This is a genomic window from Streptomyces sp. NPDC055632, assembly GCF_053618675.1.
This window is the reverse complement of sequence record NZ_JBSHHY010000022.1, coordinates 105,521-127,228: the sequence shown is the minus strand read 5'-3', so window position 1 is coordinate 127,228 and position 21,708 is coordinate 105,521. Positions and strand designations below refer to the sequence as shown.

Below are 21,708 nucleotides of genomic sequence, written 5' to 3'. Positions count from 1 at the left end.
CTTTAACCTCCCCACGCCGCCCACCCGTTTTTGTGTGGTGTCGGGGGGGCTGGTTTTTGTTTATAAGAGACCGCCGCGGGCCGGGCCGCGTGACGGGCCGGGGCGGGCGGAGCCCGTACGGGTCGGCCGGAGTCTCCGGCGTCCGCGGCGGACCGCCGCGGACCGGGCTCAGGCGTCCGCCCTCGTCCCCCCGGCGCTGTCGACGCCCGCCGAGCCTTCCGTACTCCCGGCGCCCTCCGTGGCTTCCGTGCCCTCGGCGCCCTCCGCGCCCTCCGGCTCCGACGCGTCCCGCTCCTTCGCCGTGACGCCCCGGCCCGCCGGGCCGACACCGGACGAGGTGTCCATCCGCTTGTCCAGGAGTTCGAGCGCCCGCCGGGCCAGACCGTTCGAGCGGACCATGCCGCCGAGGGTGGCCGAGCCCCGGGTGATGTCGGCGAAGGCGTTCCAGGCCGGCCGCAGGCCCGTGAGCGTGGCGTGCAGCAGTCCCGGGCGCCGCTCGAAGACGGCGAGCATCCGCCGCCCGACCGCCATCTCCACGCCGAGGCCCGCCTTGACGGCGAAGGCGTAGTTCAGGGCCTGGCGGCGCGCGTCGACCGCGTCGTTCGCCTCGGCGACCCGCACCGCCCACTCGCCCGCGAGGCGGCCCGAGCGCAGCGCGTACGAGATGCCCTCGCGCGTCCACGGCTCCAGGAGGCCGGCCGCGTCGCCGCAGACCAGGACCCGGCCGCGGGAGAGCGGCGAGTCGTCGGTGCGGCAGCGGGTCAGGTGGCCTGAGGAGATCGAGGGCTCGAACCCGGCCAGGCCGAGCCGGGCCACGAAGTCCTCCAGGTACCGCTTGGTGGCGGCCCCCTCGCCGCGCGCCGAGATGACGCCGACGGTCAGCGTGTCGCCCTTGGGGAACACCCAGCCGTAACTGCCGGGCATCGGGCCCCAGTCGATGAGGACGCGGCCCTTCCAGTCCTCGGCCACGGACGGCGGCACGGGGATCTCCGCCTCCAGGCCCAGGTCGACCTGGCCCATCTTCACCCCGACGTGAGCGCCTATGCGGCTGGCACTGCCGTCGGCGCCGACGACCGCGCGCGCCAGGACCGTCTCGCCGTCGGCCAGGACGACGGCGGCGGTCCGCCGGTCCGGCACCGACGGCCCGTGCTGCTCCACCCGGGTCACCGTGGCACCGGTCCGCAGCTCGGCGCCGGCCTTCTGCGCGTGCTGGACGAGCTGCGCGTCGAACTCGGGCCGGTTGATGAGGCCGAAGAGCATCCGGCGCGAGCGGCGGGTGCGGGCGAAGCGCCCTTCGAGGGAGAAGGTGACGGCGTGCACCCGGTCCTGGAGGGGCAGTTCGAAGCCCGGCGGGAGCGAGTCGCGGGAGGGGCCGATGATGCCGCCGCCGCAGGTCTTGTACCGGGGCAGCTCGGACTTCTCCAGGAGGAGCACCCGGCGTCCGGCCACCGCCGCCGCGTAGGCCGCGGAGGCGCCGGCCGGTCCGGCGCCGACGACCACGACGTCCCAGACGTCCGCCTCGGCGTCCGGCCCCGCCGCCCCGCCGTCCACGGCGGGGGCCGCGTCCTCGGGGCCGCTCTCCGCCACGTCCGCGAGGCCGTCCGCGCCCCCGTCGCCCACCGCGCCCTGGGTCTCGTCCCTCGCCGCCTCCGCACCCGTGCCCTCAGGAGCCGCGCCCTCGGGCTCGGTGTTCTCCGGACCGGCGTTCCCTGCGTGCTCGCTGCTCACGATGTGCTTCTGCTCCTGATCCGACCGGGGGTCTGCTCCTGACGCATCCTACGGCGCGGTAGCCGGAGCCCCGGCCGTAGGATCGACGGTGCGTTCGCCGCGCCACGAGACGCGACGACGCCGTCCTCTCCGTCGTAACGTCGCACCCACCAGGAGCGTGCCCATGACCGCGAATCCGATCGCCGAGACCGTACGGTCCCTGATGCCCCGCGCCAGGACGGAGCTCGCGGAGCTGGTGGCCTTCGAGTCGGTGGCGGACGAGAACGTGGCCCCGCGCAGCGAGTGCGAGGCGGCGGCGAACTGGGTCGCGGACGCGCTGCGCGCCGAGGACTTCCAGGACGTGGCGCTGCTCGACACCCCGGACGGCTCGCAGGCCGTGTACGGCATACTCCCCGGCCCGGCCGGCGCGCCGACCGTCCTCCTCTACGCGCACTACGACGTGCAGCCGAAGCTGGACGAGTCCGCGTGGCTCTCCCCGCCGTTCGAGCTGACCGAGCGCGACGGACGCTGGTACGGGCGCGGCACGGCCGACTGCAAGGGCGGGGTGATCCTGCACCTGCTCGCGCTGCGCGCCCTGAAGGCGAACGGCGGCGTCCCGGTGACGGTCAAGGTGATCGTCGAGGGCTCGGAGGAGCAGGGCACCGGCGGTCTGGAGCGGTACGCCGAGGAGCACCCCGAGCTGCTGACCGCCGACACGATCGTCATCGGCGACGCGGGCAACTTCCGGGTGGGCCTGCCGACGGTGACCGCGACCCTGCGCGGCATGACGATGATCCGGGTGGAGATCGACACCCTGGAGGGCAACCTGCACTCCGGCCAGTTCGGCGGCGCCGCCCCGGACGCGCTCGCCGCGCTGATCCGCGTGCTCGACTCGCTGCGCGGCCCGGACGGCTCGACCGTCGTCGACGGCCTGCCGGGCGACCAGGTGTGGGAGGGCCTCCAGTACCCGGAGGAGAACTTCCGCCAGGACGCCAAGGTGCTGCCGGGCGTGGACCTGCCGGGCGGCGGCACGGTCGCGGACCGCATCTGGGCGCGTCCCGCCGTCACCGTCGTCGGCATCGACTGCCACCCGGTGGCCGGCGCCACCCCGTCCGTCCCGAGGACGGCCCGCGCGCAGATCAGCCTGCGGGTGCCGCCGGGCCAGGACGCGGCCGAGGCGACGAAGCTGCTCTTCGCCCACATCGAGAACCACACGCCGTGGAACGCCCGGGTGACCATGGAGCAGGTCGGCCAGGGCCAGGCCTTCCAGGCGGACACGTCGAGCCCGGCGTACGCCTCGATGGCCGAGGCGATGGAGGTCGCGTACCCCGGTCAGGAGATGCAGACGGCCGGTCTGGGCGGCTCGATCCCGCTGTGCAGCACGCTGGCCTCGCTGTACCCGGAGGCGGAGATCCTGCTGATCGGCCTGAGCGAGCCGGAGGCGCAGATCCACGCGCCCAACGAGTCCGTGTCGCCGGAGGAGCTGGAGCGCCTGTCGGTGGCCGAGGCGCACTTCCTCCTCAACTACGCGCGGTCGAAGCAGGCCTGACGCGCTTTCGGTTCCCGATCGGGTTCAGCGTTCGGCGAAGCTCGCCGAGAGCGTAGAACCGGGCGGCGGGCCCGCGCGGACGCGTAGGTTCGCCGCATGGAACCCCTCATGGTGACTCCGCGGCTGTACGTGCTCGACCACTCCATCGGCCAGGCCTACCTCTGGCGGGACGAGGAGGAGCTGACCCTGATCGACGCGGGCTGGGCGGGTACGGCGGACGCGACGGCGGACGCCGTACGGGCGGCCGGTCTGGACCCGGACCGGCTGCGCCGCATCGTGCTGACCCACTGCCACCGGGACCACGTGGGCGCGGCCCAGGAGCTCGCGGACCGCCACGGGGCCGAGATCGTGGCGCACCGCCTGGACGCGCCGGTGGTCCGGGGTGAGGCCCCGGTCCCCGAGCCCGACCTCCTGGACTGGGAACTCCCGCTGTACGAGCACGGTCTGACCGTGCCGGAGGCGCCGCCGACCCGGGTGGACCGGGAGGTCGAGGACGGCGAGGAGCTCGGTTTCGGCGACGGGGCCGTGGTGGTCCACGCCCCCGGTCACACCCCGGGCTCGATCGCCGTGCACCTCCCCCGCCACGGCGTGCTGTTCGCCGGGGACACGGTGGCCTCGGTCCAGGGGGTGACCTTCGGCGTGTTCCACGTCGACCGCGCCCTCGCCCTGGAGTCGATGCGGAGGCTGGCGGAGCTGGACCCGTCGGTGCTGTGCTGCGGGCACGGCGCGCCGGTGGTCACGGACGCGGCGGCCCGGCTGAGGGCGGCGGCGACGGCCGGGGCGGTCGTCCCGACCTGAGCGGCCCCGGTCGGGGCGCCCCGGGTGTCGCCGCCCGCCCCGGCCGGTCACCCCACCGGCACCCCGGCCTCCAGGTTGAGCACCGTGCCCCGCTCCCGCGCGCGCAGGGCCCAGCGGAGGCGCTGGTAGCGGACGGGCGGCAGCAGCTCGGCGGCCTCCTCCTCGGTGACGAAGCGCCAGTCGCGCAGTTCGGCGCCGGGAAGGCTCAGCCGCTCGGTGTCGGCGGGCCGGAGCGTGCCGCCGTCGAAGAGGAGGCGCAGCCCTCCGTACTTCGGGGGCTCGGGCCGCTCCCAGTCGACGAGCAGCAGCCGGGGCACGGCGTCGAGGGCGAGGCCTACCTCCTCGGCCACCTCCCGCATCCCGGCCCGCGCCGGGGGTTCGCCGGGCTCCACGACGCCGCCGGGGAACTCCCAGCCGGGCTTGTAGGTGGGGTCCACGAGCAGGAAGCGGTCGCGTTCGTCGAAGAGCAGCACGCCGGCGGCGACGGTCTCGCCGGTCGGCTCGGGCGTCTGGACGATCCCGCAGGGGGCGGCGAGCCCGTCCCGGATCGCGTCGGCGACGGCCCGGGCGGTCCCGGCCGCGGTGAGCGCCGAGTTGTCGACGGTGTACGCGTCGGCGGCGAGCCAGCCGAGGGCGGCGCGGTACGGTTCCACGCGCCCGTGACACCACTCCCGGACACGGGCGTCGACCTCGGGGTCGCCGTACTCCGCCCGGGTGTCGATCCGCTGACGCAGGATCGTTTCCTCGGGTGTGAGCAGGATGTGGCGCACCTCGATGCGGCGGGCGGCGAGGCCGCCGAATATCTCGTCCCGGTACTCCTGGCGGATCAGGGTCATCGGGACGACCAGGACGCCGCCGGCCTCGGCGAGCAGGGCGGCGGCGGTGTCGACGACGAGCCGCCGCCAGATCGGCAGGTCCTGGTAGTCCTCCACCTCGGCGAGCCGCTTGGCCGGAAGGAGCCGGCGCACCGCACCGCCGGTGAGCTCGGGGTCGTACAGGGTGCTGTGCGGGATCAGATCGACCAGTTCACGCGCGGTGCTGGACTTTCCCGCGCCGAACGCCCCGTTGATCCAGACGATCACGTTTCCCCCTCTTCGGTAGCCCTCTGTGGCTTGCCCGCAACACCCTGCCACGGAAACCACGATCGTATGGATCGGCGGGAGGACCGGCATGCGCGTGACACTTCGGGGAAACCGTCGTTGGGAACGGCAAGCACGAGGGGTGTGGAGATGAGTCGTACGGTTCTCGAACGTTTTCCGGCCGGCGGTCCGCGGGGCAGCTGGCCCGCCGAGGAGTTCGCCGGCGCGCGGCGCGACGAGGGCGTGCCGGCCCGGGTCGTGATGGACCTGGAGTCCGACACGTTCCTGGTGGTGGTCGAACAGCGACCGCCGGAGCGGAGGAAGGCCGAAGGCAGGCTGATCGGCCAGAGGAGGTCCGAGCGGGCACGGGAGTAGCCGGGCGCGGGAACGGACGAGCAGGCGAGCAACCGGGGCCGGGAGCGAACGAGCAGGCGAGCAACCGGGTCCGGGAGCGGACGAGTACGGGAGCAGCCGGACACGGGAGCGCACGCGTACGGGAGAACCGGGCGCGAGGAACCGTCCCGCCCCGCCGCACGACGACGTCCGTACGGCCTCAGGAACCGCCGTCGGCACCCGCGTTCGTGTCGGCGCGCGCCCCCGGCTCCCGCGCCCGCGCGGCGGCCGACGCCGCGCCGAGGAGGCCCGCGTCCGTGCCCGTGAGCGCCGGGACGACCTTCAGGTCCCGTACGAAGGAGAGCGTGGCGTAGCCGCGGAGGCTGCGCCGGAGCGGGGCGAAGAGGACCTCCCCCGCGCCCGCCACCCCGCCGCCGACGACCGCGACGTCGATCTCGACGAGGGCCGCCGTGGCGGCGATGCCCGCCGCGAGCGCCCGGGCCGCGCGCTCGAACGAGGCGACGGCCACCGGATCCCCGGCGCGCGCGGAGGCGGCCACCGCGGCGGCGGAGACGTCGCCGTCGGGCCCCGGCCGCCAGCCGTTCTCCAGGGCGCGGCGCGCCAGGTGCGGGCCGCTGGCGAGGCGTTCGACGCAGCCGCGTCCGCCGCACGCGCAGGGCTCGCCGTCCAGGTCGACCACGATGTGCCCGATGTGACCGGCGTTGCCGGTGGGGCCCGTGTGCAGGCGTCCGTCGAGGACGAGCCCGCCGCCGACGCCCGTGGAGACCACCAGGCAGAGGGCGTTGTCGTAGCCCCGGGCGGCTCCGAGCCAGTGCTCGGCCGCCGTCATGGCGACGCCGTCGCCGACGAGGGTGACCGGCCGGCCGCCGGCGGCCCGGCGGACCCGTTCGACGAGCGGGTAGTCGCGCCAGCCGGGGACGTTGACGGGGCTGACGGTCCCCCGGGCCGCGTCGACCGGGCCCGCGCTGCCGATGCCGACGGCGTCGGCCGCCTCCCACAGCGGGGAGGCGGCGAGGTCGCCGAGGACGCCCTCGACCGCCGCCATCACCGTCTCGCCGTCCTCACGCGCGGGCGTGGGCCGCCGGGACCGGACACGGACGCGCCCCTCGCCGTCGACCAGGGCGCCGGCGATCTTGGTGCCCCCGATGTCGAGGGCGGCGACGAGGCCCGTGGCGAGGTCGGTGTGCATGGGCGGGGAACCTCCGGGGACGGCCGGGAACGGTGGGCGTTCCGTATGGTCTCACGCGGTATGACAACGTTGTCCAGGCCCTATGCTCGTCCGGAGTCCGAAAGACGGCCCGGCCACGGCGGGGTCCCGACACGACGGAGGAACCGCAGACCGTGGCCGACACCGCCCACCGCCCCGAGCACCGCTACGGCAACCGGCCCACGATGAAGGACGTCGCCGCCAAGGCGGGCGTCGGCCTGAAGACGGTGTCCCGGGTGGTGAACGGCGAGCCGGGCGTCACGCCCGACACCGAACGGCGGGTGCAGGAGGCCATCGAGGTGCTCGGCTTCCGGCGCAACGACAGCGCGCGGGTCCTGCGCAAGGGCAGGACCGCGACCGTCGGTCTGGTCCTGGAGGACCTCGCCGATCCCTTCTACGGTCCGCTGAGCCGGGCGGTCGAGGAGGTCGCGCGGGCGCACGGGGCCCTCCTGATCAACGGGTCGAGCGCCGAGGACCCCGAGCGCGAGCAGGAGTTGGCGCTCGCGCTGTGCGCGCGCCGGGTCGACGGCCTCATCGTCATCCCGGCCGGCGACGACCACCGGTACCTGGAGCCAGAGATCAGGGCGGGCGTCGCCACGGTGTTCGTCGACCGCCCCGCCGGGCGGATCGACGCCGACGCGGTCCTCTCCGACAGCTTCGGCGGCGCGCGCGACGGCACGGCCCACCTGATCGCGCACGGCCACCGCCGGATCGGTTTCGTCGGCGACCGCCCGCGCATCCACACGGCGGCCGAGCGGCTGCGCGGCTACCGCGCGGCGATGGAGGACGCGGGCCTTCCGGTCCGGGAGGAGTGGGTCTCGCCGGGACCGACCGACCCGGAGCGGGTGGACGCGGCGGTACGGGGGATGCTGGCCGCGCCGGAGCCGGTGACGGCGCTGTTCGCGGGGAACAACCGGGTCACCGTCACGGCCGTCCGGGCCCTCGCCGGGCAGGACCGGCCGGTCGCCCTGGTCGGCTTCGACGACATCGAGCTGGCCGACCTGCTGGGCATCACGGTCGTCGCCCAGGACGCCGCCGCGCTCGGCCGGACGGCGGCGGAGCGGCTGTTCCGGCGCCTGGACGGGGCGGACGGGGCGCCCGAGCGGGTGGTGCTCGGCACCACGCTCCTCCCCCGGGGCTCGGGCGAGATCGCACCGCCGGCCGCCTGACGCCGGCCGGACGGCCTTCCCCGGGCGGCCGGTCCTTCCCGGGCGGCTACTCGGCCGAGGCCGTGAGGTCGCCGCGACGCGGGGCCGCGAAGCGGTCGAGGGCGGCGCGGGTCATGCCGGTGAGGGCGTCGACCTCGGCGGTGTCGAGGGCGCCGCAGTCGATGCCGCGCAGCAGGTAGGAGCTGAGCGCCTTGGCGGTGGCCGGCTCGTCCATGACGTCGCCGCCCGCGTGGTTGGCGTAGGCGGAGAGGCGCTTGGCGGCGGCCTCGAAGCCCTCGCGGTAGAAGGCGAAGACGGCGGCGTAGCGGGTGGGGATGTGGCCGGGGTGCATGTCCCAGCCCTGGTAGTAGGCGCGGGCGAGGGCGCGGCGGGTGAGGCCGTAGTGCAGGCGCCAGGCCTCGTGGACGTGCGCGGTGGAGCCGACCGGCAGGATGTTGGTGGAGCCGTCGGAGACGCGGACGCCGGTGCCGGCGGCGGCGACCTGCATGATCGCCTTGGCGTGGTCGGCGGCCGGGTGGTCGCTGGCCTGGTAGGCGGCGGAGACGCCGAGGCAGGCGCTGTAGTCGAAGGTGCCGTAGTGCAGTCCGGTGGCGCGCCCCTCGGCGGCCCCGATCATGCGGGCGACGGCGGCGGTGCCGTCGGCGGCGAGGATGGCCTGGCTGGTCTCGATCTGGATCTCGAAGCCGAGGCGGCCGGCGTCGAGGCCGTGGGCCTTCTCGAAGGCCTCCAGGAGGCGGACGAAGGCGGTGACCTGCTCGGGGTAGGTGACCTTGGGGAGGGTGAGGACGAGGCCCTCGGGGAGGCCGCCGTGCTCCAGCAGGCCGGTGAGGAAGACGTCGGTGGTGCGGATGCCCCGGTCGCGTACGGCGGCCTCCATGCACTTCATCCGGATGCCGGTGTACGGGGCGGCGGTGCCCCCGGCGTACGCCTCGGAGACCAGCCGGGCGGCGCGGGCCGCGTCCCGGTCCTCGTCGTCGCCCCCGTAGCCGTCCTCGAAGTCGACCCGGAGGTCCTCGATCGGCTCGCGCTCCAGCTTGGCCCGCACGCGGCCGTACACGTCCTCGGCGAGGTCGTCGGAGAGGCCGAGGACGGCGGCGAAGGAGGCGGCGTCGGGGGCGTGTTCGTCGAGGGCGGCGAAGGCCCGGTCGCCCCAGGAGCGGACGGTGCCGGCGTCGAAGAGGTTGCCGGGGACGTAGACCGTGTGGACGGGCTGGCGGGTGCCGGGGTCCCCCGGGTAGCGGCGGTCCAGCTCGGCGTCCACGGCGGCGAGGGAGGCGCTGATGCCCTCGCTGACCGTGCCCGCGAGGCTCGTCGACACCTTCTCCTGCTGACCCATCCCACTACCCTCCTGTTTTCCGCTGCACGGAATCAACAATCCGTATGGCGAAGTTAACGGGCGGCCGGGACCCGCGTCAATGGGTGTCCGAAACGGCCGGGGGCCGCACGGTGAGAGTTCACCGTGCGGCCCCCGGTCCGACAGAACCGCAGGTCAGCCCTTGCGGGTCTTGACCTCTTCGGTCAGCTGCGGGACGACCTCGAAGAGGTCGCCCACCACGCCGTAGTCGACGAGCTCGAAGATCGGCGCCTCGGCGTCCTTGTTGATCGCGACGATCGTCTTCGAGGTCTGCATGCCCGCGCGGTGCTGGATCGCGCCGGAGATGCCGGAGGCGATGTACAGCTGCGGCGAGACCGACTTGCCGGTCTGGCCGACCTGGTTGGCGTGCGGGTACCAGCCGGCGTCCACCGCGGCGCGGGAGGCGCCGACGGCCGCGCCGAGCGAGTCGGCCAGCGCCTCGATGATCGCGAAGTTCTCGGCGCCGTTGACGCCGCGGCCGCCGGAGACCACGATCGCGGCCTCGGTCAGCTCCGGGCGGCCGGTCGACTCGCGCGGGGTGCGCGAGGTGACCTTGGTGCCGGTGGCCAGCGGGCCGAAGGAGACCGACAGCGCCTCGACGGCGCCGGCGGCCGGGGCGGCCTCGACGGGGGCCGAGTTCGGCTTGACCGTGATGACCGGGGTGCCCTTGGAGACGCGGGACTTGGTGGTGAAGGAGGCGGCGAACACGGCCTGCGTCGCCACCGGGCCCTCCGCGCCGGCCTCCAGGTCCACCGCGTCGGTGATGACGCCGGAGCCGATGCGGACCGCGAGGCGGGCCGCGATCTCCTTGGCCTCGGCCGAGGAGGGGACCAGCACGGCGGCCGGGGAGACGGCGTCGTGGGCGGCCTGGAGGGCGTCGACCTTGGGGACGACGAGGTACTCGGCGAACTCGGGCGCGTCGGCGGTCAGGACCTTGACCGCGCCGTGCTCGGCCAGGACCGGGGCGGTGTCGGCGGCGCCGTTGCCGAGCGCGACGGCGACCGGGTCGCCCAGACGGCGGGCGAGGGTGAGCAGCTCCAGGGTGGGCTTGCGGACGGCTCCATCGACGTGGTCGACGTAGACGAGGATCTCAGCCATGGGGATTCAATCTCCTGCGAAGGTGAGGGGGAGGTCCGAGGCGGCTCGCGCGGGTCGCCGGAGGAACGTCCGGCTCGCGCGGCCGAAGTCTCAGATGAACTTCTGGCCCGCGAGGAACCCGGCGAGCTGCTTGCCGCCCTCGCCCTCGTCCTTGACGATCGTGCCGGCCGTGCGGGCCGGACGCTCGGTGGCGGAGTCGACCGCGGTCCACGCGCCCTCCAGGCCGACCTCCTCGGCCTCCAGGTCGAGGTCGGAGAGGTCCAGGGACTGAACCGGCTTCTTCTTGGCGGCCATGATGCCCTTGAAGGACGGGTAGCGCGCCTCGCCCGACTGGTCCGTCACCGAGACGACGGCCGGCAGGGAGGCCTCCAGCCGCTCGGAGGCGGCGTCGCCGTCGCGGCGGCCCTTCACGACGCCGTCCTCGATCTTGACCTCGGAGAGCAGCGTGACCTGCGGGACGCCCAGGCGCTCGGCCAGGATCGCGGGCAGCACGCCCATGACGCCGTCGGTGGAGGCCATGCCGGCGATGACCACGTCGTAGCCGGTCTTCTCGATCGCCTTGGCGAGCACCAGCGAGGTGCCCATGACGTCGGAGCCGTGCAGGTCGTCGTCCTCGACGTGGACCGCCTTGTCGGCGCCCATCGACAGCGCCTTGCGCAGCGCGTCCTTGGCGTCCTCGGGGCCGACCGTGAGCACGGTGACCTCGGCGTCGTCCGCCTCTTCCGCGATCTGCAGGGCCTGCTCGACCGCGTACTCGTCGAGCTCCGACAGCAGGCCGTCGACGTCGTCGCGGTCCACCGTCAGGTCATCGGCGAAGTGCCGGTCGCCGGTGGCGTCGGGCACGTACTTCACACAGACAACGATCCTCAAGCTCACGCCGGCTCTCCTACTGCATCGTCATAACTGGGCTGCCTTGTTGCTCGCAGCATAGGCGCCTGAAGGGCGGGTTTCCGGTCGGGGCGCCCTACGCCCCGCCCAAAATATTACTCGCCAGTACACCCAGTTCGTTACCACTGAGCAACCGCTCAGCCGTGTGACCTTCCCAACGCGCGGAGAGCGGCGCGCGCGGGAACTCTCAGTCGCGCAGCGCGTTGAAGCGCCCGTGGTGGTACAGGAGCGGCCGGCCCGCCCCGTCCGGGTCGCCCGCGACCGCCTCCGCGATCACGATCCGGTGGTCCCCGGCGGGCACCCGGGCCACCACGCGGCACACCAGCCAGGCGAGGACGTCGTCGAGCACGGGCACGCCCTCGGGGCCGACGCTCCAGCCGGTCCCCTCGCCGAAGCGGTCGGCGCCGCTGCGGGCGAAGGTGGCGGCCAGGTCCTGCTGGTGCTCGCCGAGTATGTGCACGCCGATGAACTCGGCCTCGGAGACCACCGGCCAGGAGGAGGACGAGGTGCCGACGCCGAAGGAGACCAGCGGCGGGTCGGCGGCGACGGAGTTGAGCGAGGTCGCGGTGAATCCCACGGGGTGCTCGCCGTGCGCGGTGACGACCGCGACGCCGGCCGCGTGCCGGCGGAAGACGGAGCGGAGCAGATCGGGTGAGGCCTGCCGGGGGGCGCCGATCGTGGGAACGGTGCGGAGCTCGGGCGAAACCGTCATGGAATTGTCCTTCTGCGAGGGCGGCATGGAGGAGTCCTGGGGTGGGTCAGACGCCCGGACAGCGCGCGCTCGCGTTGCGGGCCAGGTCCACGTGGGCCCGGCCGTAGAGAAGGAGTTCCAGAGTCACTCCGTCAGGGTGACGATCGGTGGCGGTTGCAGTCAAGTGCGTACCGCGATGTGGGAGGAGCGTCACCGCGCGGGCCGGGCGGGGTTCCGTCGCGCGGGCCGGGGGGTGCGCCGCCGCACGGACCGGGGGAAGTGTCACCGCGTCAGACCGCCCGTCCCAGGGCGGCGATGACGTCCGCCCTGCGGGGCTGCCCGGCGGCCCGGCGGACGACGCGCCCGGCCCGGTCCAGGACGAGCACGGTGGGGGTGCGGGCGATGCCGAGCGCGCGCACGAGGTCGAGCCGCGCCTCGGCGTCGATCTCGACGTGCCCCACGCCGGGCACCATCGCGGCGACCTCGGCGAGGGTGCGGCGGGTGGCCCGGCAGGGCTGGCAGAAGGCGGTCGAGAACTGGACGAGGGTGGCCCGCTCCCCCAGTTCGGCGCCGAGCGCCTCCGGTCCCAGGACCTCGCTCATCCCTCTCCGTTCCCTCACGTCTCCGCGCGCCCGTTCCGCGCGCCACGGGATACAGCGCCGCGGGACGGGCATTCGATTCCCGTTCCGGCCGCCGCGAGTGACGAGAATCTCCCCTCGCAAGCGTGCTCAGGCTGGTCACAGCGTCCCTCATGGGGCACGATCTGCCCAAAGCCGAAAACCTACGGCCGCGTAACTTCGCCGGGAGAACCCTCCCCGGACAAGCAGGAAGAAGGGGTTCCTCTCCGATGGCAGAACTCGTCTATCGGCCGGTCGTCGGCGCCGCTCTGACCATGTTCAAGGCGCTGGACCTGAAGATCGACACGCAGGGTTCGGAGCACATCCCGCGGACCGGCGGAGCCGTCCTGGTCAGCAACCACATCAGCTACCTGGACTTCATCTTCACCGGTCTCGCCGCGCTGCCGCAGAAGCGCCTGGTGCGCTTCATGGCGAAGGACTCGGTCTTCCGGCACAAGATCTCCGGCCCGCTCATGCGCGGCATGAAGCACATCCCGGTGGACCGCTCCCAGGGCGAGCACGCCTACAAGCACGCGCTCGAGTCGCTGCGGGCCGGCGAGATCATCGGCGTCTTCCCCGAGGCGACCATCTCCCAGTCCTTCACGCTCAAGGGCTTCAAGACGGGCGCGGCGCGCCTCGCGCAGGAGGCGGGCGTCCCGCTGATCCCGATGGCGCTGTGGGGCACCCAGCGGGTCTGGACGAAGGGCCGGCCGCGGAACTTCAAGCGGAACCACATCCCGGTGACGATCCGCGTCGGCGAGGCCGTGGAGGCCCCCGCCGACCAGTACGCGGGCGCCATCACCCGACGGCTGCGCGAGCGCGTGCAGGAGCTCCTGGAGGCCGCGCAGCGCGCCTACCCGGTCCGCCCCAAGGACGCGGGCGACACCTGGTGGGTGCCCGCGCACCTCGGCGGTACGGCTCCGACGCCGGCCCAGGTCAAGGAAGCCTGACCGGCTCCAGCCCGGCGGGAAGGGTCCGGTCCAGGTGCGGCCGGTCGCGGGCGGCCCTCAGGGCCGCCAGGACGGCCGGGTGCGGCTCGGCGTGGAGCAGCGGGTAGTCCACCTCGCCGAGCTCCGGCCGTACGGACCGGGCGAGCCGCTCCTCCTTCAGGGAGAAGCGGGTGTCGACGCCCGCCTTGTTGCCCCTCGGGTCCTGGCGGGCCCACGTCCGCTCCCCCGGCAGCAGGACGGCGGTGAGGCCGTGCACCACGGGGTGGGATCCGTCGTCGTCGGTGAGCCGCTGGTAGCAGAGGGCGGCCGGGATGCCCCGGGCCCGCAGGAGCGCCGCGTACGCGACGGTCTTGGCGTAGCAGACACCGGTGCGCAGCTCCAGGACGTCGGAGGCGCGCCAGGTGACGCGGGGGTCGCCGGAGTCCATGGAGTGCGGGACGGCGTCGCGGATGTACGCGAAGGCCGCTTCGGCGTATGCGTATGCGTCGGGGTGCTCGGCGGAGAGACGGTCCGCCACCTCCCGTACGACCGGGTGCTCGTGGTCGACGGCCTCACTTGCGGCCAAGTAGGCGTTGATGTCGGGGTCCTGCTGGATGAGTTCCATGCGGGCCGACCCTATGAAGACGGCCGGACGGAGTCAATGATTTTCCGTCCGGCCGTATATTCATGCATCCAGGGTCAGCGGGCCAGCTCTTCCTTCAGGGCCTGGAGGAAGGCGTCCACGTCGTCCTCCGTGGTGTCGAAGGCGCACATCCAGCGCACGTCGCCGGCGACCTCGTCCCAGAAGTAGAAGCGGAAGCGCTCCTGGAGCCGGCGGCTCACCTCGTGCGGGAGGCGGGCGAAGACCGCGTTGGCCTGGACCGGATAGAGGATCTCCACCCCGTCGAGGGCGCGCACCCCGGCCGCGAGGCGCTGGGCCATCGCGTTGGCGTGGCGGGCGTTGCGCAGCCACAGGTCCTTCGCGAGCAGCGCCTCCAGTTGCACCGACACGAACCGCATCTTCGACGCGAGCTGCATGGACAGCTTGCGCAGGTGCTTCATGTGGCTGACCGCGTCCGGGTTCAGCACGATCACGGCCTCGCCGAAGATCATCCCGTTCTTGGTCCCGCCGTACGAGAGCACGTCCACGCCCACCGCGTTGGTGAACGCGCGCATGGGCACGTCCAGCGAGGCGGCGGCGTTGGCTATCCGTGCCCCGTCGAGGTGCACCTTCATGCCCTTGGAGTGGGCGTGCTCCACGATCGCGCGGATCTCGTCGACCGTGTAGACGGTGCCCAGCTCGGTGTTCTGGGTGATCGAGACGACCTGGGGCATGGCCCGGTGCTCGTCGTCCCAGCCCCAGGCCTGCCGGTCGATCAGCTCGGGGGTGAGCTTGCCGTCCGGGGTCGGCACGGTGAGCAGCTTGAGGCCGCCCATCCGCTCCGGCGCGCCGCCCTCGTCCACGTTGATGTGGGCCGACTCGGCGCAGACGACGGCGCCCCAGCGGTCCGTGAGCGCCTGGAGGGCGGTCACGTTGGCACCGGTGCCGTTGAAGACCGGGAACGCCTCGGCGCCCGGCCCGAAGTGGCTGTGCACGATCCGCTGGAGGTGGTCGGTGTACTGGTCCTCGCCGTAGGCGACCTGGTGGCCCTCGTTGGCGAGGGCGAGGGCCGCGAGGATCTCGGGGTGGACGCCGGCGTAGTTGTCGCTGGCGAAGCCCCGGACCGACGGGTCGTGGTGACGACGCGCGTCGGTCCTGGGGCCGATGGCCGCGGTCACGGCTCGGGGGTCAGCCACAGGCGCTGTCCATTCACTTCCTGGGCGGGCCTGTCCCACAGGCCGGCGATCTCTGCGGCCAGGTCGTCGACATCGGTGAAGCCCGCGAACTTCGCGTTGGGGCGCTCGGCGCGCATCACCTCGTGCACCAACGCCTTGATCACCAGGATCGCAGCCGCCGCCTGCGGGCCGTCGTCGCCCCCCAGCTTGCGGAAGGAGTCCGCCATGGCGAGGGTCCAGGCCTCGGCCGCGGCCTTGCCCGCGTTGTACGCGGCGTTGCCCGCGACCGGCTTGTGGGCGCCGACCTGGCTGATCAGGGCGTAGCGGCCGCGGCCGCCCGCGCGGAGCAGCGGGTCGTGGAAGGCGAGCGAGGTGTGCTGGACCGTGCGGATCAGGAGCTTCTCCAGGAAGTCCCAGTCCTTGAGCTCGGTCTCCGTGAAGGAGGGGCTGCCGCGCCAGCCGCCGACGAGGTGGACCAGGCCGTCGATCCGGCCGAACTCCTTCTCGGTCTTCGCGGCCCAGTCGCGGGTGGCGGCGAGGTCGAGCAGGTCGACGGTGTCGCCGACGACCGTGGCGCCGCCGTGCGCGTAGCGGGCGGCGTCGACGGCCTCCGCGAGGCGGGCCGGGTCCGCGTCGGACGCGATCACGGTCGCGCCCGCCTCGGCGAGCCGCAGCAGCGTGGCGCGGCCCGCGGGGCCGGCCGCTCCGGCGACCGCGATGACGGCGCCGTCGAGCGGCCCGCCGTTTCCTTCGGCGTTCATGGACACCGTCTCCTCCGTGCGCTCGGCGTTCCCCGGTCCTTCGGCAGGAGCGCTCACGCGGCGGCCCGCTCGGTGCGCGGGGCGCCGGCGGCGGTGATCCCCTTGGTGTCGGCGATCACGCCCTTCAGCTTCTTGGCGAGGGCCTCGAAGAACATGCTGAGCGGAAACTCGTCCGGAAGCACGTCGTCCACGAGCTTGCGCGGCGGCAGGGAGAGGTCGAGGGCGTCGGGGCCCTTGGCCCACTTCGAGCCCGGGTGCGGGGCGAGGTAGGTGGAGACCAGCTCGTACGCCTTGAACCAGTGGACGAGCTTGGGGCGGTCGATGCCGTCGCGGTAGAGCTTCTCGATCTCGGCGCAGAGCTGGTTGGTGACCTCGGGGGCCCGCTGCCAGTCGATCTTGAGCGTGTTGTCCGTCCAGCGCACCACGTCGTGCTTGTGGAGGTACGCGAAGAGGAGCTGGCCGCCCAGGCCGTCGTAGTTGCGGTTCCGGTCGCCGGAGAGCGGGAAGCGGAACATGCGGTCGAAGAGGACGGCGTACTGCACGTCACGGCCGTGCGTGTTGCCCTCGGCCTCCAGCTTCACGGCCTCCTTGAAGGCGGTGAGGTCGCAGCGGAGCTCCTCCAGGCCGTACATCCAGAAGGGCTGGCGCTGCTTGATCATGAAGGGGTCGAAGGGCAGGTCGCCGTGGCTGTGGGTGCGGTCGTGGACCATGTCCCAGAGCACGAAGGCCTTCTCGCAGCGCTCCTGGTCGCCGATCATCGCGGCGATGTCGGTGGGCAGCTCGATGCCCAGGGTGTCGACGGCGGCCTCGGTGACCTTGCGGAAGCGGGCGGCCTCGCGGTCGCAGAAGATGCCGCCCCAGGTGAAGCGCTCGGGGGCCTCGCGGACGGCGATGGTCTCCGGGAAGAGGACGGCCGAGTTGGTGTCGTACCCGGCGGTGAAGTCCTCGAAGGTGATGCCGCAGAAGAGCGGGTTGTCGTAGCGGGTGCGCTCCAGCTCGGCGAGCCACTCGGGCCAGACCATGCGGAGCACGACGGCTTCCAGGTTGCGGTCCGGGTTGCCGTTCTGCGTGTACATCGGGAAGAGCACGAGGTGCTGGAGCCCGTCGGCGCGGTCGGCGGCCGGCTGGAAGGCGAGCAGCGCGTCCAGGAAGTCCGGCACCGCGAAGCCGCTCGCGGCCCACTTGCGCAGGTCGGAGACGAGGGCGCGGTGGTAGGCGGCGTCGTGCGGGAGGAGGGGGGCGAGCCGCTCGACCGCGTCGACGACCCGGTCGAGGGTCTGCTCGACGAGGGAGCGGGCGGGGGCGTCCTCGGCCTCGAAGTCGACGGAGCCGTCCGCGCTCTGCCAGGAGCGGATCTCCTCCACGGCGTTCTTGAGCTCGGGCCAGGCCGGGTGGTCGACGACCCGGGCGTCGGTGGTTATCCCTCCACCGGTCACGTCCTGCACAAGAATTTCCGTCATGCCTCTTCCTCCACAGGAGAACCTCGCGTCAAGACACCGTATACATCGACGCTTCTCCCCCACAAGAGGAGCAAGAGAAATTATCCTGCGCGACCCCCCTGTCGACAGAAGTTTTTCCTGTCGTCAGGGGGTGAGGCCGCGCTTCCGCCATTCGGGTGCTTTCGTCCCGGGTCCGCCCCCCGACCCGGCCCGACGGCTCACACCAGCGGCTTGACGAGCAGCTCGAACTCCAGGTCGTCGCGCTGGGGCAGGCCGAAGCGCTCGTCGCCGTAGGGGAACGGCGTCGTCCGGCCCGTCCGCCGGTAGCCGCGCCGCTCGTACCAGGCGATCAGCTCCTCGCGCACGGAGATCACCGTCATGTGCATCTCGCGCGCGTCCCACAGCTCGCGCACCCGGCGCTCGGCCTCCGCGATGATCAGCTTGCCGAGGCCCGCGCCCTGGAGCTCGGGGCGGACGGCGAACATGCCGAAGTAGGCGGCCTCCCCGCGGTGCTCCAGCTGGCAGCAGGCGACGGTCTCGCCGTCCCGCTCGACGACCAGGAGGCGGCTGCCGGGGGCGGCGATGACGGCGGCCACGCCCTCGGGGTCGGTGCGCTGCCCCTGGAGGATGTCCGCCTCCGTGGTCCAGCCGGCCCGGCTGGCGTCGCCCCGGTAGGCCGACTCCACGAGCGGGACGAGGACGGGGACGTCCTCCAGGACCGCTTCGCGGTAGCTGATCCGGCCGGTCTCCTGGGACGTGGCGGTGTCCATGTACGGGGCTCCCCTCGGGCTTCGGTGATCGGCGTGCGCGATCGCCCCGAGCCTAACGCGCGCACCTTTCGCTCCCCCTCGTACGCCTGTGCGCAACCGTGCGCCCGCGTACCGTCCCGGGGCGGCGGGCATCCCTCCCCGGAGGGGACGGTGTCGAGGGGGAGGTGTGCCGTGCACGGACCGGCTCTGTCCGGGTGGTTGCTGGTCGCCCTGTGCGCGGCGACGGGCGTGTACTGCCTGCTGCGGATGCGCGCGTGCACCGGGCCGGAGCGGCGGGCCGCGGGCGGTGAGGCGGTGATGGGGTTCGGGATGGCGTTCATGGCGCTGCCCGCGGCGGTCCTGACGCCGCCGGGGTGGAGCTGGACGGTGTACGCGGCGGTGTTCGGCGCGACGGCGCTGCACGGTCTGCTCTCCGTCCGGCACGGCGCCCACCACCTGCACCACCTGGTGGGCTCGCTCGCCATGGTCTACATGGCGGTGGCGATGGCCGCCCCCGGTGCGCCGGGGGCGCACGCGGGACACGCGGCGGCGGGCGCGGGGGGCATACCCGTGCTCACGGGCGGGCTCCTCCTCTACTACACGGTGTACGTGCTGCGCGCGGGGGCGCGGCTCGTGCCGGTGGCGGCGACCGCCGGCGGCCCGGTGGGCGGCGGCGCGCCGACGGGCGGGGCGGCCCGGGCGGGCGGGCCGGAGATGACGCTGGCGTGCCGCCTGTCGATGGCCCTGGGCATGGTGGCGATGCTCGTGACGCTCTGAGGGACGCGGGACGGAGACGGCGGGCGCGCGGACGGACGGAGGCCCGTGCGGACGGGCGGGGGCCTGCGCGGACGGAGGCCGTGCGGACAGGGGGGCCTGCGCGGACGGAGGCCCGGGCGGGCAACGAAACCGTGGCGTACGTCACTTGCTCTCCGCGCCCGTACCCCCGACCCGTACCGCGCTCATAGGCTGGCGCCATGTGGGTCTCCCTCGTGCTGTTCCTGCTCGGCCTCCTGACCGCCCTCGTGGCCCCCCGGCTGCTGTCCAGGGCGGACTGGGTCGAGCGAGAACCCGTGGTGGCCCTGTGGGTGTGGCAGTGCGTGGTGGCCGCCGTCCTGCTGAGCTTCGCGCTCTCCATGACGTTCAGCGCCTCGGCCGCCTGGCAGGCCGTGCGGGGCCAGGTCTTCGCGCCCGCGCCGAGCGCCGTGATCGAGGCGTACGAGCTCGGCACGAGCAGTCCCTGGTCCGCGGTGCTCGCGGTGGTCCTCGCGGCCGGCGGGGTGTGGTCCGGGGCGATGCTGGGGCGGGAGATCGGGCAGGCCCGCGCCCGGCGCCGGCAGCGCCGCTGCGACCTGCTCGTCCGCGCGCCCCTGCTGCCCGGGGAGGAGCCGGGCGGCGAGCGCCTCGTCGTCCTGGAGGGCGAGCGGGCGGACGCCTGGTGGCTGGCGGGGCCCACGCCCCAGCTCGTCATCACCACGGCGGCGCTGCGCCGCCTGAAGGGGCGCCAGCTCGACGCGGTCCTGGCGCACGAGCAGGGGCACGCCCGGGCCCGGCACGACTGGCTGCTGCACTGCTCGGCGGCGCTGGCCGCCGGCTTCCCGGGCGTTCCCGTCTTCACGGCCTTCCGGGAGGAGATGCACCGGCTCGTGGAGCTGGCCGCCGACGACGTGGCCTCGCGCCGGTTCGGGCGGCTGACGATCGCGCTCGCGCTGGTCGAACTGAACGAGGACCGCGGGGTGTTCGGGCCCGGTCCGGCCCCGGGCGCGGGCCTGCCCCAGCGGGTGAACCGGCTCCTGACCGCGGCGCCCCGGCTCACGGCCGGACGCCGGCTGCGCCTGACGGCGGCCGCGTCCCTGGTGCCGGTGGTCCCGGTGCTCGTGGCCTTCGTCCCGGCCCTCCGCGCGCTGGGTTAGCCCCCTGACCCGCGGGGCACCCCGGGAGGCGCGCGAAGCACACGGGAGACCGCCCGGGGCGTGTGAGGGATCATGCGGCGACGATCCTGGGGCAGGATCGGCCCATGCGCTCCTCCGCCGTGGTCTCCGGAGTCCTGTCCGCCCTGCTGATCGCACTCGTCGCCGTGGGATGGTCGCCGCTGCTCTCCTTCGACCGGGCGGTCGCCGAGGAGCTGCACCGCGGCGCCGTCGCCCACCCCGGCCTCACCCGGGTCAACCGCGTCCTGAGCGACTGGGTGTGGGACCCGCTGACGATGCGCGCCCTGGCCGCCGGCACGGCGGTGCTGCTGTGGTGGCGGAGGGAGCGGCGGCTCGCCCTGTGGGTGGTCGGGACGAGCGTCCTGGCCCTGCTCCTCCAGCAGGGCCTGAAGGCCCTGGTGGGGCGGGAGCGGCCGCAGTGGCCCGATCCGGTCGACCAGGCGCACTACGCGGCCTTCCCGTCCGGGCACGCCATGACGGCGACGGTCGTCTGCGGACTGCTGCTGTGGGTCCTCGCGCTGCACTGGCGGGACGAGTGGCGCGGCTGGGCGGCGCTCGCGAGCGCCGCGGTCGTGTCCGTGCTCGGAGTGGGGTGGACCCGGACGCACCTGGGCGTCCACTGGCCCTCGGACGTCGTCGGGGGCTGGCTCCTCGGTTGGTTCTGCGTGTCCGTGGCGATCCTCGCGTACCGCCGGAGCGGGCGGCGCCGCGTGCGGACCGCCCCCGGGGCCGGAGACGGTGGCGACGAGGACGGGGGGAGCAGAATGGACGGAGAACGATGAAGCCGCCTGTTCTGGACGATCCCCCGTGTCGCCCAGAACAGACGGCCTCCCCGGCGGTCCGCCACGGGGGCAGGCCGACGGTATGCGCCGAGTATATTGGCCGGCAGCCAGTCAACGCAGGAGTCCAGCATGTCCCCGCGTAGCCCATCGGTCAATGAAGAGCTCCGGCGCCGGTCGCGGGAGCGCATTCTGCAGGCCACGGTGGAGCTCGTCGACACGCGGGGCTACGAGGCGACCACGCTCGGCGACATCGCGGAGCGGGCGGGCACGGCACGGGGGCTGATCTCGTACTACTTCCCGGGCAAGCGGCAGCTCCTCCAGTCGGCGGTGCACCGGCTGATGCACCTCACGCTGGAGGCGGCGCTCGAACGCGAGCCGCGCACGGAGGACGGCCGGGAGCGCCTGGCCCGCGCGATCGACGCGATCCTGGGGCTCGCGGTGGAGCGCCCGACCCTGATGCGGACCCACATGGCGGGCATCCTCCAGGCCGAGGGCTTCGTGCGGTGCGAGGAGCAGCAGCGCCTCGCCTTCCTGCTGCGCGACACGGTGGAGCGGTACGGCTCCGAGGACGTGGACACGGACTATCCGCTGCTGCGGGCCCTGCTGATGGGCGCGGTGGTGGCGGTGCTGCTGCCGGGGGCCCCGATGCCGTGGACGCGGCTGCGGTCGGAGCTGTTCGCGCGGTACGGCCTCGACCGGGAACTGGGCGCGCCGCCGGACGGGGATGCGTCCGCGCGCGGGCCCCCCCCCCCCGGCGGGCGGGGGGCCCCCCGCGCCCCCCCCCGGGGGGGGGCCGGCGTTATGAGCGCCCGCGCGGGAGGAGGGGTGGGGCC

The 21,708-nt window shown here is 73.8% G+C and carries 22 protein-coding genes; 9 read left to right on the top strand and 13 right to left on the bottom strand.

Features of this window, described 5'->3' with window-relative positions:
• Positions 1 to 168: 168 nt before the first annotated feature.
• Positions 169 to 1,551: a geranylgeranyl reductase family protein gene (locus ACWGSR_RS25730; protein ID WP_453569338.1), complete on the bottom strand. Its 1,383-nt coding sequence runs from the start codon at positions 1,549 to 1,551 to the stop codon at positions 169 to 171.
• A gap of 340 nt (positions 1,552 to 1,891) precedes the next feature.
• Here ACWGSR_RS25730 and ACWGSR_RS25725 point away from each other — a divergent pair, with 340 nt between their 5' ends.
• Both ACWGSR_RS25725 and ACWGSR_RS25720 read left to right on the top strand, forming a co-directional pair.
• Positions 1,892 to 3,256 carry a M20/M25/M40 family metallo-hydrolase gene (locus ACWGSR_RS25725; protein ID WP_453569326.1) on the top strand — a complete coding sequence of 455 codons (1,365 nt, stop codon included), beginning with the start codon at positions 1,892 to 1,894 and terminating at the stop codon, positions 3,254 to 3,256.
• A 96-nt stretch (positions 3,257 to 3,352) separates the two neighbouring features.
• The gene (locus ACWGSR_RS25720; protein ID WP_453569323.1) at positions 3,353 to 4,054 is read left to right on the top strand and encodes an MBL fold metallo-hydrolase; all 702 of its coding nucleotides are present in this window, start codon (positions 3,353 to 3,355) and stop codon (positions 4,052 to 4,054) included.
• Positions 4,055 to 4,101: 47 nt separating this feature from the next.
• Here the strand turns inward: ACWGSR_RS25720 and ACWGSR_RS25715 are convergent, their stop codons facing one another.
• A complete protein-coding gene (locus ACWGSR_RS25715) occupies positions 4,102 to 5,136 on the bottom strand; it encodes an NUDIX domain-containing protein (protein WP_453569320.1) in 1,035 nt (344 codons plus the stop codon).
• Between the two features lie 147 nt (positions 5,137 to 5,283).
• Here ACWGSR_RS25715 and ACWGSR_RS25710 point away from each other — a divergent pair, with 147 nt between their 5' ends.
• Positions 5,284 to 5,508, top strand: a complete 225-nt coding sequence (locus tag ACWGSR_RS25710; protein WP_376244941.1) for a hypothetical protein — start codon at positions 5,284 to 5,286, stop codon at positions 5,506 to 5,508.
• A gap of 178 nt (positions 5,509 to 5,686) precedes the next feature.
• Here the strand turns inward: ACWGSR_RS25710 and ACWGSR_RS25705 are convergent, their stop codons facing one another.
• A complete protein-coding gene (locus ACWGSR_RS25705; RefSeq protein WP_376244938.1) occupies positions 5,687 to 6,676 on the bottom strand; it encodes an ROK family protein in 990 nt (329 codons plus the stop codon).
• A gap of 203 nt (positions 6,677 to 6,879) precedes the next feature.
• Between ACWGSR_RS25705 and ACWGSR_RS25700 the strand changes: the two genes are divergently transcribed.
• Positions 6,880 to 7,863, top strand: a complete 984-nt coding sequence (locus tag ACWGSR_RS25700) for a LacI family DNA-binding transcriptional regulator (RefSeq protein ID WP_376244954.1) — start codon at positions 6,880 to 6,882, stop codon at positions 7,861 to 7,863.
• A gap of 46 nt (positions 7,864 to 7,909) precedes the next feature.
• On the opposite strand, the gene ACWGSR_RS25695 is transcribed toward ACWGSR_RS25700, so the two are convergent.
• The 5 genes from ACWGSR_RS25695 to ACWGSR_RS25675 all read right to left on the bottom strand — a co-directional run bounded on the left by ACWGSR_RS25695 (position 7,910) and on the right by ACWGSR_RS25675 (position 12,496).
• Positions 7,910 to 9,199, bottom strand: a complete 1,290-nt coding sequence (locus tag ACWGSR_RS25695; protein ID WP_453569316.1) for a DUF6986 family protein — start codon at positions 9,197 to 9,199, stop codon at positions 7,910 to 7,912.
• A 153-nt stretch (positions 9,200 to 9,352) separates the two neighbouring features.
• Positions 9,353 to 10,315, bottom strand: coding sequence for an electron transfer flavoprotein subunit alpha/FixB family protein (locus ACWGSR_RS25690; protein WP_376244932.1), 963 nt, complete (start codon positions 10,313 to 10,315; stop codon positions 9,353 to 9,355).
• A gap of 90 nt (positions 10,316 to 10,405) precedes the next feature.
• Positions 10,406 to 11,191 (bottom strand): electron transfer flavoprotein subunit beta/FixA family protein, encoded by a 786-nt coding sequence (locus ACWGSR_RS25685; RefSeq protein ID WP_376244929.1) that lies wholly within the window; start codon positions 11,189 to 11,191, stop codon positions 10,406 to 10,408.
• 199 nt (positions 11,192 to 11,390) lie between these two features.
• Positions 11,391 to 11,915, bottom strand: coding sequence for a flavin reductase family protein (locus tag ACWGSR_RS25680; RefSeq protein ID WP_376244926.1), 525 nt, complete (start codon positions 11,913 to 11,915; stop codon positions 11,391 to 11,393).
• A 269-nt stretch (positions 11,916 to 12,184) separates the two neighbouring features.
• Complete coding sequence (locus tag ACWGSR_RS25675; RefSeq protein ID WP_453569311.1) at positions 12,185 to 12,496, bottom strand: TlpA family protein disulfide reductase; 312 nt, start codon at positions 12,494 to 12,496, stop codon at positions 12,185 to 12,187.
• Positions 12,497 to 12,741: 245 nt separating this feature from the next.
• Here ACWGSR_RS25675 and ACWGSR_RS25670 point away from each other — a divergent pair, with 245 nt between their 5' ends.
• Complete coding sequence (locus ACWGSR_RS25670; RefSeq protein ID WP_376244923.1) at positions 12,742 to 13,461, top strand: lysophospholipid acyltransferase family protein; 720 nt, start codon at positions 12,742 to 12,744, stop codon at positions 13,459 to 13,461.
• Here ACWGSR_RS25670 and ACWGSR_RS25665 read toward each other — a convergent pair.
• The 5 genes from ACWGSR_RS25665 to ACWGSR_RS25645 form a co-directional block, all read right to left on the bottom strand.
• On the bottom strand, positions 13,448 to 14,065 hold the full coding sequence (locus tag ACWGSR_RS25665; protein WP_453569309.1) for a transglutaminase-like domain-containing protein: 618 nt from the start codon (positions 14,063 to 14,065) through the stop codon (positions 13,448 to 13,450). The genes ACWGSR_RS25670 and ACWGSR_RS25665 overlap by 14 nt on opposite strands.
• A 74-nt stretch (positions 14,066 to 14,139) precedes the next feature.
• Positions 14,140 to 15,219, bottom strand: a complete 1,080-nt coding sequence (locus tag ACWGSR_RS25660; RefSeq protein ID WP_376244952.1) for a threonine aldolase family protein — start codon at positions 15,217 to 15,219, stop codon at positions 14,140 to 14,142.
• Positions 15,216 to 15,977: an SDR family NAD(P)-dependent oxidoreductase gene (locus ACWGSR_RS25655; protein WP_453569304.1), complete on the bottom strand. Its 762-nt coding sequence runs from the start codon at positions 15,975 to 15,977 to the stop codon at positions 15,216 to 15,218. Before ACWGSR_RS25655 ends, ACWGSR_RS25660 begins: the two co-directional genes overlap by 4 nt.
• 53 nt (positions 15,978 to 16,030) lie before the next feature.
• Positions 16,031 to 17,437 (bottom strand): DUF6421 family protein, encoded by a 1,407-nt coding sequence (locus ACWGSR_RS25650; RefSeq protein ID WP_376244916.1) that lies wholly within the window; start codon positions 17,435 to 17,437, stop codon positions 16,031 to 16,033.
• A 197-nt stretch (positions 17,438 to 17,634) separates the two neighbouring features.
• Positions 17,635 to 18,186: a GNAT family N-acetyltransferase gene (locus ACWGSR_RS25645; RefSeq protein ID WP_453569302.1), complete on the bottom strand. Its 552-nt coding sequence runs from the start codon at positions 18,184 to 18,186 to the stop codon at positions 17,635 to 17,637.
• Positions 18,187 to 18,357: 171 nt separating this feature from the next.
• On the opposite strand from ACWGSR_RS25645, the gene ACWGSR_RS25640 reads away from it, so the two are divergent.
• The 4 genes from ACWGSR_RS25640 to ACWGSR_RS25625 form a co-directional block, all read left to right on the top strand.
• Positions 18,358 to 18,942: a DUF5134 domain-containing protein gene (locus ACWGSR_RS25640; protein ID WP_453569299.1), complete on the top strand. Its 585-nt coding sequence runs from the start codon at positions 18,358 to 18,360 to the stop codon at positions 18,940 to 18,942.
• A 197-nt stretch (positions 18,943 to 19,139) separates the two neighbouring features.
• Positions 19,140 to 20,075 (top strand): M56 family metallopeptidase, encoded by a 936-nt coding sequence (locus tag ACWGSR_RS25635; RefSeq protein WP_376244908.1) that lies wholly within the window; start codon positions 19,140 to 19,142, stop codon positions 20,073 to 20,075.
• A 104-nt stretch (positions 20,076 to 20,179) separates the two neighbouring features.
• Positions 20,180 to 20,875 (top strand): phosphatase PAP2 family protein, encoded by a 696-nt coding sequence (locus ACWGSR_RS25630; protein WP_376244905.1) that lies wholly within the window; start codon positions 20,180 to 20,182, stop codon positions 20,873 to 20,875.
• 129 nt (positions 20,876 to 21,004) lie between these two features.
• The coding region (locus ACWGSR_RS25625; RefSeq protein WP_453569296.1) for a TetR/AcrR family transcriptional regulator at positions 21,005 to 21,708 on the top strand (704 nt) is incomplete at its 3' end.

Coding starts and splice junctions, on each gene's coding strand:
- ACWGSR_RS25725 (WP_453569326.1), top strand. CDS start 1,892: ATGACCGCGAATCCGATCGCCGAGACCGTACGGTCCCTGATGCCCCGC.
- ACWGSR_RS25720 (WP_453569323.1), top strand. CDS start 3,353: ATGGAACCCCTCATGGTGACTCCGCGGCTGTACGTGCTCGACCACTCC.
- ACWGSR_RS25710 (WP_376244941.1), top strand. CDS start 5,284: ATGAGTCGTACGGTTCTCGAACGTTTTCCGGCCGGCGGTCCGCGGGGC.
- ACWGSR_RS25705 (WP_376244938.1), bottom strand. CDS start 6,676: ATGCACACCGACCTCGCCACGGGCCTCGTCGCCGCCCTCGACATCGGG.
- ACWGSR_RS25700 (WP_376244954.1), top strand. CDS start 6,880: ATGAAGGACGTCGCCGCCAAGGCGGGCGTCGGCCTGAAGACGGTGTCC.
- ACWGSR_RS25695 (WP_453569316.1), bottom strand. CDS start 9,199: ATGGGTCAGCAGGAGAAGGTGTCGACGAGCCTCGCGGGCACGGTCAGC.
- ACWGSR_RS25690 (WP_376244932.1), bottom strand. CDS start 10,315: ATGGCTGAGATCCTCGTCTACGTCGACCACGTCGATGGAGCCGTCCGC.
- ACWGSR_RS25680 (WP_376244926.1), bottom strand. CDS start 11,915: ATGACGGTTTCGCCCGAGCTCCGCACCGTTCCCACGATCGGCGCCCCC.
- ACWGSR_RS25675 (WP_453569311.1), bottom strand. CDS start 12,496: ATGAGCGAGGTCCTGGGACCGGAGGCGCTCGGCGCCGAACTGGGGGAG.
- ACWGSR_RS25670 (WP_376244923.1), top strand. CDS start 12,742: ATGGCAGAACTCGTCTATCGGCCGGTCGTCGGCGCCGCTCTGACCATG.
- ACWGSR_RS25665 (WP_453569309.1), bottom strand. CDS start 14,065: ATGGAACTCATCCAGCAGGACCCCGACATCAACGCCTACTTGGCCGCA.
- ACWGSR_RS25655 (WP_453569304.1), bottom strand. CDS start 15,977: ATGAACGCCGAAGGAAACGGCGGGCCGCTCGACGGCGCCGTCATCGCG.
- ACWGSR_RS25650 (WP_376244916.1), bottom strand. CDS start 17,437: ATGACGGAAATTCTTGTGCAGGACGTGACCGGTGGAGGGATAACCACC.
- ACWGSR_RS25645 (WP_453569302.1), bottom strand. CDS start 18,186: ATGGACACCGCCACGTCCCAGGAGACCGGCCGGATCAGCTACCGCGAA.
- ACWGSR_RS25635 (WP_376244908.1), top strand. CDS start 19,140: ATGTGGGTCTCCCTCGTGCTGTTCCTGCTCGGCCTCCTGACCGCCCTC.
- ACWGSR_RS25630 (WP_376244905.1), top strand. CDS start 20,180: ATGCGCTCCTCCGCCGTGGTCTCCGGAGTCCTGTCCGCCCTGCTGATC.